This window comes from Bacteroidota bacterium (genome assembly GCA_013360915.1).
In the GTDB taxonomy this organism is placed as follows: domain Bacteria; phylum Bacteroidota; class JABWAT01; order JABWAT01; family JABWAT01; genus JABWAT01.
This window is the reverse complement of sequence record JABWAT010000012.1, coordinates 21,905-36,289: the sequence shown is the minus strand read 5'-3', so window position 1 is coordinate 36,289 and position 14,385 is coordinate 21,905. Positions and strand designations below refer to the sequence as shown.

At 48.7% G+C, this 14,385-nt stretch carries 12 protein-coding genes; 11 read left to right on the top strand and 1 reads right to left on the bottom strand.

The genetic code is table 11. The annotated features are described in order from the left end of the window. Positions 1–2: 2 nt before the first annotated feature. From HUU10_12005 to HUU10_11995, 3 genes are read left to right on the top strand one after another with little or no spacing between them, the layout of a single operon-like run. The gene (locus tag HUU10_12005; protein NUQ82325.1) at positions 3–2,504 is read left to right on the top strand and encodes a response regulator; all 2,502 of its coding nucleotides are present in this window, start codon (positions 3–5) and stop codon (positions 2,502–2,504) included. 31 nt (positions 2,505–2,535) lie between these two features. Then, positions 2,536–3,105 (top strand): hypothetical protein, encoded by a 570-nt coding sequence (locus HUU10_12000; GenBank protein NUQ82324.1) that lies wholly within the window; start codon positions 2,536–2,538, stop codon positions 3,103–3,105. Positions 3,106–3,140: 35 nt separating this feature from the next. Then, entirely contained in the window at positions 3,141–5,723 is a 2,583-nt protein-coding gene (locus HUU10_11995; protein ID NUQ82323.1) for a TIGR03960 family B12-binding radical SAM protein, read from the top strand. A gap of 15 nt (positions 5,724–5,738) precedes the next feature. On the opposite strand, the gene HUU10_11990 is transcribed toward HUU10_11995, so the two are convergent. Beyond that, complete coding sequence (locus HUU10_11990) at positions 5,739–7,973, bottom strand: carbohydrate binding family 9 domain-containing protein (protein NUQ82322.1); 2,235 nt, start codon at positions 7,971–7,973, stop codon at positions 5,739–5,741. 181 nt (positions 7,974–8,154) lie between these two features. Between HUU10_11990 and hoxE the strand changes: the two genes are divergently transcribed. Genes hoxE through HUU10_11950 form a run of 8 tightly spaced genes read left to right on the top strand, consistent with a single transcriptional unit; the run spans position 8,155 to position 14,379 of the window. After that, positions 8,155–8,655: a bidirectional hydrogenase complex protein HoxE gene (hoxE, locus tag HUU10_11985; GenBank protein ID NUQ82321.1), complete on the top strand. Its 501-nt coding sequence runs from the start codon at positions 8,155–8,157 to the stop codon at positions 8,653–8,655. Continuing rightward, a complete protein-coding gene (locus HUU10_11980) occupies positions 8,652–10,262 on the top strand; it encodes an NAD(P)H-dependent oxidoreductase subunit E (GenBank protein ID NUQ82320.1) in 1,611 nt (536 codons plus the stop codon). The genes hoxE and HUU10_11980 overlap by 4 nt, the downstream gene beginning before the upstream one ends. Positions 10,263–10,273: 11 nt before the next feature. Further along, on the top strand, positions 10,274–10,999 hold the full coding sequence (gene hoxU / locus HUU10_11975; protein NUQ82319.1) for a bidirectional hydrogenase complex protein HoxU: 726 nt from the start codon (positions 10,274–10,276) through the stop codon (positions 10,997–10,999). Further along, complete coding sequence (locus HUU10_11970; protein NUQ82318.1) at positions 10,996–11,529, top strand: NADP oxidoreductase; 534 nt, start codon at positions 10,996–10,998, stop codon at positions 11,527–11,529. The genes hoxU and HUU10_11970 overlap by 4 nt, the downstream gene beginning before the upstream one ends. Positions 11,530–11,538: 9 nt before the next feature. Continuing rightward, positions 11,539–12,960 carry a Ni/Fe hydrogenase subunit alpha gene (locus HUU10_11965; protein NUQ82317.1) on the top strand — a complete coding sequence of 474 codons (1,422 nt, stop codon included), beginning with the start codon at positions 11,539–11,541 and terminating at the stop codon, positions 12,958–12,960. Further along, on the top strand, positions 12,957–13,433 hold the full coding sequence (locus HUU10_11960; GenBank protein NUQ82316.1) for a hydrogenase maturation protease: 477 nt from the start codon (positions 12,957–12,959) through the stop codon (positions 13,431–13,433). The genes HUU10_11965 and HUU10_11960 overlap by 4 nt, the downstream gene beginning before the upstream one ends. Then, a complete protein-coding gene (locus HUU10_11955; protein ID NUQ82315.1) occupies positions 13,417–13,680 on the top strand; it encodes a hydrogenase maturation nickel metallochaperone HypA in 264 nt (87 codons plus the stop codon). Before HUU10_11960 ends, HUU10_11955 begins: the two co-directional genes overlap by 17 nt. Positions 13,681–13,728: 48 nt before the next feature. Beyond that, positions 13,729–14,379 carry a hypothetical protein gene (locus tag HUU10_11950; protein NUQ82314.1) on the top strand — a complete coding sequence of 217 codons (651 nt, stop codon included), beginning with the start codon at positions 13,729–13,731 and terminating at the stop codon, positions 14,377–14,379. The last annotated feature ends 6 nt before the right edge of the window (positions 14,380–14,385 follow it).

Here is a 14,385-nt window from a genome sequence, read left to right as displayed (position 1 = left end):
GATTGAGACATCTCCTGATTGCCCTGTTCTTCCTGTTTCCGGCACTGACCGGCAGGTCACAGCCAGGCATACAATCCCAGAACGACTCTCTGTTACTTGCTGCTGGTATCACCGTTCTCGATACCACAGCGGTCAGAACCTTGTCGCAAAAATGCTGGGAACTCAGAAATACCGATGTGAACACGGCTACCGTCTATGGGAAGCTGGCCATAGACATTGCCCGTCGTATCGGATTCCGTGCAGGTCTTGCCCAGGCCCTGAATCTGACCGGTGTTGTTTACAGGAATCGGGAAAACTATCCGAAGGCGCTCGAGTTGCTTCTCGAGGCAAAAACCATTGCTCAGGAAGATTCCATCCTCACCGAATTGGGTTACGCCTATAACAACATTGGTGAAATTTACCGCTACGAGAAAAACTACAACGAATCCATCCGTCACATCGACAGGGCCCTGGCCATTTTCTCCCGTCTGAATAATCTGACCGGCATGGGATATGCCACCATTCGTCTTGGCGAAGTTTCGGTCGATGCAGGATTGTATGAACAGGCAATGGCCTATTATGAACATTCCGCCCAGATCAGAAAACAAATGGGAGATGAGCGTAATTACTCGGTTGTATTGAATCGGGAAGGCGAACTGAACCTGCTCATGGGAAAATATGATCAGGCCATGGAGTCTCTCCGTGCAGCACTCGAAATCAGAGCACGGTTACAGGATCACCGCGGAAGAGCCGAAACACTGACCACCATCGGATCGGTCTATCTGAAACAGGGAAACTACCCGAAAGCCATTGAATATGCCTCTGACGGATTGGCTGTTGCCCGTCAGGTAAACTCCTACCTGCGCATTTACACAGCAAGTGAAATTTTAACCCGTGCCTATGCTTTATCGGGTAATTACCGCCAGGCATGGGAAATGCAGAAGGTGTTTATCCAATACAAGGATTCGGTCTTCTCTCTTGAAAAAAGCAGGCAAATCCGCACCATTATCGAAAACACCACCGAAAGGGAACAGCAGGCACGAATCGAAGCACTCGAACGGGAGACCCTGCTTCAGGAAGAGGAGTCCAAACGTAAAAACCTGGTACTTATCATCGCCATTGCAGCCTTTTCGGTTTCCACTCTGATGGCCATTTTTCTGTTCAAGGCTTACCGTGATAAACGGACCGCCTTTGACCTGATGGAAGCCAAAAATGAGGAAATCAGAAAACAACGGGATGAAATTACCTTTCAGGCAGAAAGCCTGACCGCAGCCAATCAGCTCATTCAGGAATCGAATCAGCAGTTGTCCCACATCAATCAGGCATTGATTACAGAAATAAATGAACGGAAACAAATTGAAATGGCCCTGCTTGAGGCTAAACAAGTGGCCGAGGCAGCCACACGGGCCAAAAGCCGTTTCATTTCCACCATGAGTCATGAGATCAGAACTCCCATGAATGCGGTTATCGGGATTACCGATTGGTTACTGCAGGATCAGCCCAAACCAGAACAGACCGAATACCTTCAATCACTCAAATTTGCCGCCAATAACCTGATGGCCATTCTGAGTGATATTCTTGATTTCAGTAAGATTGAAGCAGGTAAACTCGATATTGAATCGGTTCCCTTCAGTTTATCTCATCTCTGTCAGAACCTGGTAAATACCTACCGTACTGAAGCCTCCCGGAAAGGGTTGTTGTTTACTTACGAGGCAGTTGGTCCGTTACCAGACCGTTTGTTGGGTGATCCGGTCCGAATGGGACAGGTGCTTACCAATCTCATCAGCAACGCCATCAAATTCACCCGGTCCGGTGCGGTTCAATTACGTTTGACACCTGCAAAACCGGCTTCCAACGGATCCGTTCAGGTATTGTTCGAGGTCATTGATTCCGGAATTGGAATACCTCCCGAACAACAGATCCGGATTTTCGAAAGTTTTACTCAAGCCAGTTCTGCCACAACACGTGAATTTGGAGGAACCGGTCTTGGACTGTCAATTGTGCAGAAACTGATCAACCTGATGGGTGGTCAGATCCGTGTTAAAAGTGAACCCGGCATCGGAAGTACTTTTTATTTCACGCTGACCTTCCGGCCTGCCTCTGAAATGAAAGATGCATCCGATTCCGAGGTACCTACCCAGATCGACTGCCTGGTTGGTAAACGGGTGCTGCTGGTAGATGACAATCACCTGAATATTAAAATGGCCAGCCGGTTCCTGACCAGGTGGGGAATGGAAGTCGATACGGCCGATAATGGGGAAGTTGCTGTGGAGAAAGCCACCAAAACCCGGTATGATGTCATTCTGATGGATATTCAGATGCCGGTGATGGATGGATTGACAGCCTCCCGGAAAATCAGAATGGAACGGCCCGACCAGCCCATCTTTGCACTCACAGCTGATGCCATGGAAGAAAACCGTGAGCAGGTTTTTAATGAAGGTCTTAATGGTCTGATTATAAAACCGTTTAAATCGGAAGACCTCCGGTCAAAACTGGAACGGTTGTTCCCTTCCGATCCTGCCTGAGAAAACTACCATTATAATTTCAAAAAATCATATGTCTGGATTTTTTAAGAACCTTTTTTCTGGAATTTCCTTCGGGAAACAAATGGATATGGTCTCTATTGTATTTTTCCTGAAGGAAAGAAGGACGATTGATTTATCAATTATTGAAAATGCATGTGACTCTGCATTCAGAAATAAATTCCTACCAAAAAATGAAACCAATTTTGTTGTTGACGGAAGTAAAGAAACTGAACGAACAGACGAAATTGATAAAATACTGATTAAATCTGTGATTCCGGAAAACTCCGGATTATTTTTAATAACCATTGGAAATGGAAAGTACTCCCAAACACCACCGAGTAAAATTGTTCTTGATAATACTCTGATTGGCAATAAAGGAGACATTGAACACAATCAATATATACTTTTTGACCTGATTGGTGAAATTGGCTCAAAAGCAGATGCATTCAGATTTATTGGTAAAGTTGGATCCTTTTTATCAAAAGAATTAAACCCCGGAATAATATACCTGCCGAATCTATCGAGATTTTATTCTGTAAATGAAAGCACCCTTGAAAAACTTAATTCCAGATACGTTATTGACGAGTTATTAAAAAATTGAATTTATAATTCCAGTAAACGAGAAAGAGGATGTTGATGCGGTTTGAAGACAAACTGGAAACGATATTACCCCGTGTAACCAACCCCGGCCGGTATATCGGCGGGGAAGCCAACCTGATTAAAAAGGATCCTGAAAAAATTCTGGCCTCCATGGCTTTGGTATTTCCCGACGTCTATGAAATCGGCATGTCACACAACGGGACCAAAGTCCTCTATCACCTGATCAACCGGGAATCAGATCTGGCTGCAGAACGGGCCTTTGCCCCCTGGCCCGATATGGTGGCCGAAATGAAAGCCAACGACATACCTCTGTATTCCCTGGAAAGTTACCGTCCGATACGGGATTTTTCGGCCATCGGACTTTCGCTTCAGACCGAACTGAACTATACCAACATACCTTTTTTACTTGAGTTGGCTGGTCTGAAGGCATTTTCACGAGATCGATCAGGGGCAGATCCGTTTATCATCGGTGGAGGTCCCTGCATGGCCAACCCGGAACCAGTGGCCGATTTTTACGATCTGTTTGTTATTGGTGACGGAGAAATTCTTGCAGTACAGATTTTGCGGATGATCGGTGAAGGAAGGCGGGCTGGTTTATCTAAACTGCAAATACTTGAAAATCTGGCTGGTTTAAAAGGAGTCTATGTCCCTGTTTTGCTGCCAATGCGTCCCAATTCCTTTGGTGAACTGGTTCCCGATACCGATTCGGCCAGGGGGGCTTATCATGGGTCAAAGGGAATAAAACGCCACTGGGTCGATGTGTTGAACAAGGAAGATTACCCGGTTAAGAACGTGGTTCCCAATATGAATCTGGTTCATGACCGGTTTTCGGTAGAAGTCATGCGCGGCTGTACACAGGGTTGCCGCTTCTGCCAGGCTGGATACTGGTACCGCCCGAACCGTGAACTGGCCGCCGATGATGTGATCGATCTGGCCCGAACCGGGATCGAACAAACCGGCGAGCGGACTCTTGGATTGTTGTCGCTTTCAACAGCTGATTACGGACAGGCCGAAGCGGTGACCAATTTTCTGCTGCAGGATCCTGGTTTCGAAGGTGTGGACTTGTCACTTCCTTCGCTGAGGGCAAACAGTTTTGGTCAGAAACTGGCTCAGAAAGTCGGGGCCATGACCAATGCCCATTCGGCAACCTTTGCGCCCGAAACCGGAAGCGAACGCATCAGAAAGATCATCAACAAAACCATTTCCGATCAGGACATGATCGAAGCGGCAGACAGTGTGTTCCGCAACGGCTATCACAACATCAAATTGTACACAATGGTCGGGCTTCCCACCGAAAATCTCGATGACATGAAGGCGTTTTGCGGCCTGATTGATTCACTCGTTGCGGTGGGTAAAAAATATGGTCATGGTAACACCATCCATCCCAACATCGGAATTTTTGTTCCGAAATCATTTACACCTTTTCAATGGACCGGTTTCATGGAAAAGGAAAAAGTCATGGCACACATCAATTATGTGCGTGATCATTTCCGTGGAAACCGGAATGTCCGTGTAACCTGGTCCGATTGGGAACTGGCACAGGTTGAAGCGTTTTACTCCCGCGGTGACCGCCGCTTATCGGGAATGATTTATGAAGCCTGTCAGCGCGGGATGATCTTCGAGTCATTTTCTGAATACTTTAATTATTCAGGATGGCAGGAAATCTGGCACAAGAACGGATATGATATCGGGTCGACTTTCCGCTGGCGCGAATTGGATGAAGTATTTCCATGGGATTTCATTCATGCCGGTACGTCTAAAAGTTACCTGAAAGCAGAGTTTAAAAAAGCATTTAAGGAAGATTCAGACCCAGTTCCCGACTGTAAATGGGGAGACTGCCAGCATTGCGGTATACCGGGAAATTATGAGGATATAAAATTATCAGAAAAACCGGTGGTTCATTCGGCGCCAGATCTGACGGTTGAGCAGGTTCGTGAACTGGTTGAAACGCGGAAAAAACAGCAGCACACCATTTATCATTACCGCATCGTTTTCAGAAAAACCGGACTCTCGAAATTCCTGGCTCATCATGTGACCATCGAAATTTTTGAAAAGGCACTTCGCCGGATGAAAATCCGGTTTCAGTTTACTCAGGGATTTAATCAGCGGCCGGTGATTAAGAACATGGGTGCGCTTCCGCTCGGGATGGAATCCAACTGCGAGCTTTTCATCATTCAGCTCAGGGATCCGTTGCCCGGTGACCTGTTCCAGGTGGCAAAGGACATGTCGGAGAAACTGCCTGCCGGGATGGATGTTCTTTCCATTGAGCAGGTTCCCAACTCGCGGGTACCAACTATTTCCTCGTGTATGTACCGGCTGATTCTGCCCGACCATGAAACCATTTCACCCTCAGACATTCTGGCATCGTGGAATCGGTCAGACTGGAATCCAACCGTCGTGAACCGCGAGAAAACAATTGATATCCGGCAGGAAATAATAACCTTGCAGACCGATGACAAAGACCTGTGGCTGACCCTGCGGACCAATGGGTCGGGGGCCACCATCAGCCCCTATGCCATTCTGGCCGGACTTACCGGTCGGGCAACGGCAGATACCCGACTCTGGAAGGTCGTGAAGGAACGAATGACCATCGAAGGACCTGAACCGGTGCCTGTGTGAGCGGATCGGTTTTGATCAGGTTCCGATCAGGTATTGCAGCTTAATAAAAAATTGACGGTTCTGAATCCGCGGATCGGTCGAAAATGGATCAGGTGACCAGTTACTTGTCATCCCGGCATAAAAGACTGAAAATGGATTCATTTTGTAGCTTACCAGTGGCTCAAGCGAATAAGCATCGCTGAATTCATCATACTGTGCAATCAGTCTTGCGGACAGCTCACGGGTGAATTGGTATTTCATCCGCATTCTGAAAATATATCCTTCATAAAATTCTTCTCCGGTTTCTTTGTCCTCCAACTGGAAGTAATCAACTCCCGGTTCGATAACCAACTGGTCGGTGGGCCGGAATGACAACCAGTATCCGGCACTGCCACCCAGACCATAGGTTTGCTGCCGTCTGGCAATCTGCGTACCATAATTACCATAGAAATTAATGGTCATCCAGGAAAGGGCACTGGAACCAGCATTGATAAATACACGGTTAATTTGCGAATAGTAACGGTCCCGGAAACGTTCATTGTTTATCAGGTACTGCACATTGAACCAGTTCTGATTGGTAAGATCCACATTGACCTGAAACCGCAGGAATTCATCCTTGCTGACTCCATCCATATTCAGGTTCTGACCAATCACAAAACCTGGGCGGATCTGATTGATTCCCTTGATTTCCGGATAAAAATTGTATCCATTCCAGAACCAGTATTCCTGAATATTGTTCTGATTGATGAATCCGTTATCTGCCCTGAATGTGCCGGTGACGGCACTGGCCTGCGTTTCGAAATTATAGGTATCGGTGTAACGGTCCAACCGGATGAGAGCTCCCCATCCGTTGTAAGACTCCCCATCAAAGCCGGCGGTATAACCATCGAAGGTGCGGTGCGATATCTGATCCGACAGCACAGAATCGTTGGGTTCAGAAGTGTGACTGACCAGAAACTGTCCCGTCACATTAAAACTATCCCCGAAACGATAATTGCCATCTACTCCTCCTACTGTGTTGGTTCCTTCATTTGAATACCGGCGATCGGTAATGATGGCACCTACCGATGAATTATTTCCCATGGAATACCGGATCCGGCCGATATTTGACCAGCTTTCCCCATCCTGAACGATATCGGAGCGTTCCTCACCTGAGATCAGAATCGGTGTGAACTCGTCGCGGGCGATTAAGTAGACATAGCTGAGGTTTTCGGTGCGTCCGGTCAGTTTGGCTGCCACATCAGGCGCATTGATCCGGCGGGTGTACACCACATTACTGGGTGACTGAAACAGATCGCTTCCCTCCTGAAAAAAGGGACGGCGTTCTTCATAAAACAACGCAAAATTGGAGTTGACATCAATCTGTGCAGCATCCGATTCAATCTGGCTGAAATCGGGGTTCAGGGTCAGCTCGGTAACCAGTTCCGGACTTACCTGATATTTGGCACTTAATCCTACCTCTCCAAGGACCGGACCTGGTTCCATATTACCGGCCGACTCACGTTCTGAACTTTGATTTACAACCAGGTAGGGAAGTACGTCGATCGTAGAGGGACGGGAGATACCCGTAATTCCGCGAACGGTACCAAATTGGCATGGGAAGCAGGAATTATCCCGGTTGATGGCTGCCCAGGAGTATCGTTTACGATCACTGGATTTATGATCACGCCAGAAGGTCATTTTCCAGATTTGTTCGTCAGCATCGGGGAACCGGAGATTCGAAAATGGTATGGCTATTTCAACCTGATAACCGGTTGGTGTGACCTGTCCTTCCGATTGGAAAATAAAATCGGCACCAATGTCTTCTCCCTGATTGGAAGCAACCAGATCGCCTTGTACTCCCAGCGGATTGACGAAGATCTCATAATACCAATTGGCCGTTCCGTAAGTATCCAGCAGGATGCCCACATAATCGTCATTCCAGATTTCATCGCGGTCTCTCAGGCTGGCTCTGAGTTCCTGAGGATCTCCTTCTGCCCGGATGGCAATATAGAGGTAGGACTCATCGAAGGTCATCATAGCCTCGGTGGTTACCGGCGGCTTAACCAGGCTTTGGGGCCAGTGCTGGGTGAACTGATCGGAACGTGCTGCTGATTTCCAGCCTTCATCAGTCAGGTCTCCATCAATGATGATCGAACCGGTTCTTGGTGACAAGGTCATCTCTGGATTGAATACAGGCACAAACGGGGTGCCTTCTCCTGATGGGTTTTCGCCTCCCTGATCCGGCATCAGAGTCGTCAGAAAAGTGGTCAGAATCAGGATGGTCAGCATAAAGTTGGCTCCGTCTAGGTCAGGTTACTGTCCGGTTTTACGGAGATTTCGCGGAAGAGTTTCATGACTCTAATCCGAAATTAACGGTACCAATCATTCCTTTTTCCTAATTTGGTTTTCGGACAAAATGATCAGGAATTGTCCTGAGCAGTCCGGAAATCAATACAGAAAAGGAGACCTCATGCCAACCCTCCCGGGAAAAATCCCGCCTCCATCCGATGACAAACGGTGGGCTCTGGTGGTTTCGACCATGAAACGGCATGGTTATGCCACCAACGCCATGATTGAGACGCTGCATACCGTTCAGGAGTCCTTTGGATACCTTGATGATGATGCGCTTCGTTTTGTAGCCAAATCGCTCCGGATCCCGCTCAGCAAAGTCTATGGAGTGGCTACTTTCTATCACTTTTTCACACTGAAACCACAGGGCAAACACACCTGTACCGTTTGTATGGGAACGGCCTGCTACATCAAGGGTGCCGGTGAGATTATCAAGGCAGTTGGTGAAACACATCAGGTTCATCCGGGAGAAACCACCAGGGATGGTGAATTGTCACTGGTAACCGCCCGTTGTCTCGGGGCATGCGGACTGGCACCAGCCGTCGTGTTCGATGGAGAAGTGCTGGGCAAACTGACACCTGAAGATACCCTGGCCAAAGTTGCCAAATGGAGGAAGCCATGACGCATGAAGAATTACTTCTGATCAAGAAACTGGAGCTTGAAGAGCAGGCTCACCATAAAAAATGCCTGAAGGTCTGTGTGGCAGCCGGATGTGTGTCACAAAACTCTGAACAGGTAAAAGAGTCTCTTGAAAAGGAATTGAAATCCCGCCGGTTGGAAGATGAATACCATGTAAAAGGAGTGGGTTGTCTGGGCCTTTGTGCAGCTGGTCCGCTGGTTGCCATCGATGAAGACAAACGGATGCTCAAAGAGATCAATCCGGAAGATGCCGTTCACGTGGTGGATCAGCTGAAAAAACCGGGGACCAGTAAAAAGGAATGCCCGACCAGCATGCCTTTCTTCCAGCGTCAGCAAAAAATTGTGTTGGAAAATTGCGGAAAAATCGACCCGGAACGGATTGAAGAATACATCGCGGTGGATGGATATGAAGGTCTGTATAAAGTCCTTCATGACATGAATCCGAATGAAGTGGTTCAGGAACTCATTGCCAGCGGGCTGAGAGGACGTGGCGGTGGAGGGTACCCGACCGGATTGAAGTGGAGTACCGTTGCCAAAACACAAAGTGTGAAAAAGTATGTCATCTGCAATGCAGATGAAGGAGATCCCGGAGCCTTTATGGACCGGGCTGTATTGGAAAGCGATCCTCACCGCATTCTGGAAGGCATGGCCATCGCTGCCTACGCCATTGGTGCCGACGAGGGGTTTATTTACGTCCGTGCTGAATACCCGCTTGCCATTAAACGTCTGAAAAATGCCATCAAACAGGCTGAAAGGAAGGGACTGCTTGGTACCAACATTTTCGGTACCCCGTTTTCCTTCAGCATCAGCATCCGGCTGGGAGCAGGTGCCTTTGTCTGTGGTGAAGAAACCGCATTGATTGCTTCCATTGAAGGTGGAAGAGGGACTCCGCGTCCGCGTCCGCCGTACCCGGCCGAATCGGGTCTGTGGGGAAAGCCAACCCTGATTAACAACGTGGAAACTCTGGCCAATATTGCGCCGATCATCCGGAAAGGGGCCGATTGGTATTCTTCCATCGGGACAGAAACCAGCAAGGGAACCAAGGTTTTTGCGCTCGCTGGTCAGATTGAAAACACCGGTCTTATCGAAGTTCCGATGGGAATTACACTGCGAGACATCATTTTCGAAATCGGTGGTGGTATCCCCAATGGAAAAGCCTTCAAGGCTGTTCAAACCGGTGGACCTTCGGGTGGTTGCATTCCGGCAGACCATCTAGATACTGCAGTAGATTATGAATCTCTGACCCGACTGGGGTCGATCATGGGATCGGGAGGAATGATTCTGATTGATGAAACCAGCGACATGGTTGAAGTTGCCAGATACTTCATGGAATTCTGCATGTCAGAGTCCTGCGGAAAATGCGTTCCGTGCCGTGTGGGTACTGCTCAGATCTATGATCTCCTGTCGAAAATTTCGGGTGGTGAAGCTGTTGATCAGGATTTATCACTGCTGGAAGACCTGTGCGATGTGGTGAAAAACACCAGTCTGTGCGGATTGGGGCAATCGGCTCCGAATCCGGTTCTGAGTACCCTGAAGTATTTCAGGAAGGAATATCTGACAAAAATCCAGCAGCCAGAAGCGGCTCACTGACGGAGGTAACTATGCCAAACGGATCCAACATCAAAGTAAAAACACTTAAAATTGATGGAAAAGACGTCAGTGCCCGCGAAGACCAGACCATTCTGGATGTCTGCAAGGAAAACGGTGTCTTTATTCCAACTCTGTGTCATTTGGAAGGGTTATCGAACATCGGTGCATGCCGGTTGTGTATGGTCGAGGTGGAAGGAAGTAAGAAGTTGTTTCCTTCCTGTACCACAGCCATAACGGAAGGCATGTCGGTGATTACCCAGACCGACCGGCTGAAACACTACCGGAAAATGATACTGGAACTGATTTTTGCAGAGCGGAATCATACCTGCTCGGTGTGTGTCTCGAACAGTCATTGCGATCTTCAGTATCTGGGCCAGAAGATGGGAATCGATCATGTGCGGGTTCCTTACCGGTTCCCGAAACAATCGGTCGATGCCTCTCATCCTTACTTTCAGCTTGATCATAACCGGTGCATTCTTTGTACCCGTTGTGTGCGGGTTTGCGAGGAAATTGAAGGAGCTCACGTCTGGGATGTCTCTGGACGTGGAATCAATGCCAAAGTCATCACCGATCTGAATCAGCCATGGGGTACTTCTGAAACCTGCACCACCTGCGGAAAATGTGTGAATGTCTGCCCGACCGGTGCACTGAGTGACAAAGGCCGCTCGGTGGCTGAAATGACCAAACGCCGTGAATTTGTGGCCCTTCTGGCTAACCGGAGAAAGGAAAAAGTATGAAAGTGAAAATTGCAACCGTGTGGCTGGATGGATGCTCGGGCTGCCACATGTCATTCCTCGATATGGATGAGCGGATTCTGTCCATTGCCGACAAAATTGAGTTGGTTTACAGTCCGCTGGTCGATCATAAAACCTTTCCGGACATGGTGGATGTCACCATCGTGGAAGGGGCTGTGGCAAGCACCGACGATCTGGCTAAGATTAAAAAAATCAGGGCCCATTCTAAGATTCTCATTGCTCTTGGTGATTGTGCTGTCAATGCCAATGTTCCCAGCATGAGAAATCCGATTCCGGTGGATGAGATCATTAACCGGGCTTATGTCGAAAATGCCCTGATCAACAAGGACATGCCGGTTCATCCCGCTTTACCGCCGCTGCTGAAACGGGTGATGCCTGTACATGAAGTGGTGAAGGTGGACCTGTTTATTCAGGGTTGCCCGCCCAAAAATGACACGATCTTCTTTGCCATTGCCGAACTGCTTGAAGGCCGTGTTCCAGATTTAACGACCATGACCCGGTTCGGAGCCTGAGGAGACACCATGAAAACGATCAGTATCGACCCCGTAACCCGGATTGAAGGCCATGCCCGGATTTCGCTATATGTTGATGACAATGGCCACATCAAGGATGCGCAATTTCATGTGACACAACTGAGAGGTTTTGAAAAACTGTCAGAAGGACGTCCATTTACCGAAATGCCATCCCTCATGGCACGTATCTGCGGTATTTGCCCGGTAAGTCACCTGATGGCCTCGGCAAAAGCCTGTGACAATCTGCTGGCAGTGAAGGTCCCGAGAACCGGGCACCAGCTGCGCCGTGTGATGAATATGGGCCAGATTATTCAGTCGCATGCACTCAGCTTTTTCCACCTGTCATCGCCAGACCTGCTCTTTGGAATGGATGCAGACCCTTCATTGCGGAATATCCTCGGTGTGGCAGCACACCGGCCAGACCTGGCCAAGGATGGGATCCGGCTTCGTCAGATCGGTCAGGAAATGATTGAACTGCTGGGTGGAAAACGAATTCACCCGTCATGGGTGGTACCGGGCGGGGTGAATGCACCTCTGACCAAAGAACACCGCGATATCATGCTGGCCTGGGTACCTGAAATAGTTGACATTACCCGCCGGACGATTGATTGGTTCCGTCCGATGATCGGTCAGTTTGGAGAAGAAATTGAAACCTTTGCCAATTTCCCCACCCTGTTTGTGGGACTGGTTACCGAGAATGGAGAACTGGAGTATTACGATGGTAAACTTCGGTTCATGGATGCGGCGGGTAATATCGTGGCCGACATGGTTGATCCTGCCCGGTACATGGATTATATCGCTGAAAAATCAGAATCCTACAGTTATCTGAAATCGGCCTATTACAAACCCATGGGTTACCCGGGTGGCATCTACCGCGTGGGTCCGCTGGCCCGGCTGAATATTTCAGATTCAACCGGAACACCAATGGCTGATGAGGAACTGAAAGCCTTCCGCTCTCTGCAGAAAGGACCGGTTTCCAGTTCATTCCATTACCACTATGCACGTCTGATCGAAATCCTGAATTGTGCCGAGCGGATTAAGGAAATTCTCAGTGAACCGGATATCCTGTCTCCTCACGTCAGAGCCATTGCCAATCCGAACTCCTTCGAAGGAGTGGGTGTGAGTGAAGCACCACGTGGCACGCTTTTCCATCACTACCGGATCAATGAGAACGGACTCATGACCTGGGCCAATCTGATCATTGCCACAGGTAACAACAACATGGCGATGAATCGGGGAATCCTGCAGGTATCACGTCATTTTATTGACGGAAAGGAGCCAACTGAGGGCTTGCTGAACCGGGTTGAAGCAGTTATCAGAACATTTGATCCCTGCCTGAGCTGTTCCACCCATGCCATTGGTCAGATGCCCATGCAGATCGATGTGAAGCAAACCGATGGAACCATCATCAAAACCCTGAAGCGCGGATGAAGGCTTCCACTCTGATTCTCTGTATCGGAAACCCACTCCGGGGCGATGATGCCCTGGGGTGGGTGGTTTCCTCACATCTGGATCACCTGTCCGATGTTTCGGTAATCAGGGCGCACCAGATATTACCTGAGCATTCGTTGCTTGCTTCGACCGTTAAACAGGTTATTCTGGTCGATGCCTCGGTGGCTGTGGCACCAGGAGAGTTGTCCGTTTCACGACTTGAACCGGGCACATCCTCGCACAAAGCAATGGGACATGAATTTAATCCGGATGACTTTCTGGCCATGATCCGTCTGTACTCCAAACAACCTCCGGTACTCTGGCAGGTATCGGTGGGGGCGGTTCATTTCAATCTGGGTCAGGGACTTTCAGAAGCAGTGACCCAACGGTTAAAAGATGTGGTGGGTCAGATTCAGAAACTGATAACAGAAGAAACTGAAGAATGGACAAACACTCATGCATGTACCTGTTAATTCAATGACCGATCTTCTCGATAAGATCGAAGAAGTTGCAGAAGTTGAAGGTGCCAAACGGGTAAAACGGATAGCCGTCCGGTTTGGAGCCAACAGTTTCATTGATCCTGACAAATTCAGAACGTATTTTGGAGAGATTTCAACCGGATCGGTGGCCGAAGGTTGCCGCCTGTCTCTTCAGTTTGTCGAAACCGAAGACGATCCGTTTGAGAATAATATCCTGCTGGTCGGAGTGGACTGCGACTGAGGCCACCTCCCGGCAGACTGCCTGATGCAGACTTTAGTGGAGGCACCCATGAAACGTTTTTTTTCTGCCATCATCCTGGTGGCACTGGCTACCATTTGTTCTGCGCAAACAACAGAATCCTTTACCACGTACCTGACCTTGAAGCAGTCTGGTTTGAACGAGTCTACCTGGAACACCAATTGGTCGGCAGGTTTTCTGGTGCCTCTATACACAACTGAAAAATGGTCGGTTCAGACAGGGCTGGAATACCAACGACTGGTGATGGAAGGCCCGGTTTCCTTCTCTATACCTGCCATTTATGGTCTTGCACAGACTGAATCGGATCCCGGTCATGGCCTGATGCTTTATGTACAGTCAACATTCAGACACGCTGTCGGGATTGGGCATTTTCTGTTGCCGCTTTCTGCCGGAGTTCAATATCAACGGACAGGTGAAATCAGGATGATGGCTGTTGACGTTTCCAGGACACCCTATGATCCGACCCTTTTTGTCAGGGTTGGGACCCGTCGGTCAACAGACGTGTATGGACTTGCACTGGCTGCCGGTGTGGGGTATCAGTATCCGGTTACCGATTGGCTTGGGATTCAGGCTGGTGTACGTTTCACCTTGTTGCAATCGTTTCAGGAGTTATCAGGTAACTCCACAGAAATGCCAACCGGACCGGTAGCCGTGAATTATCTGTTTGGAATTACCTTTTAGTTCGAA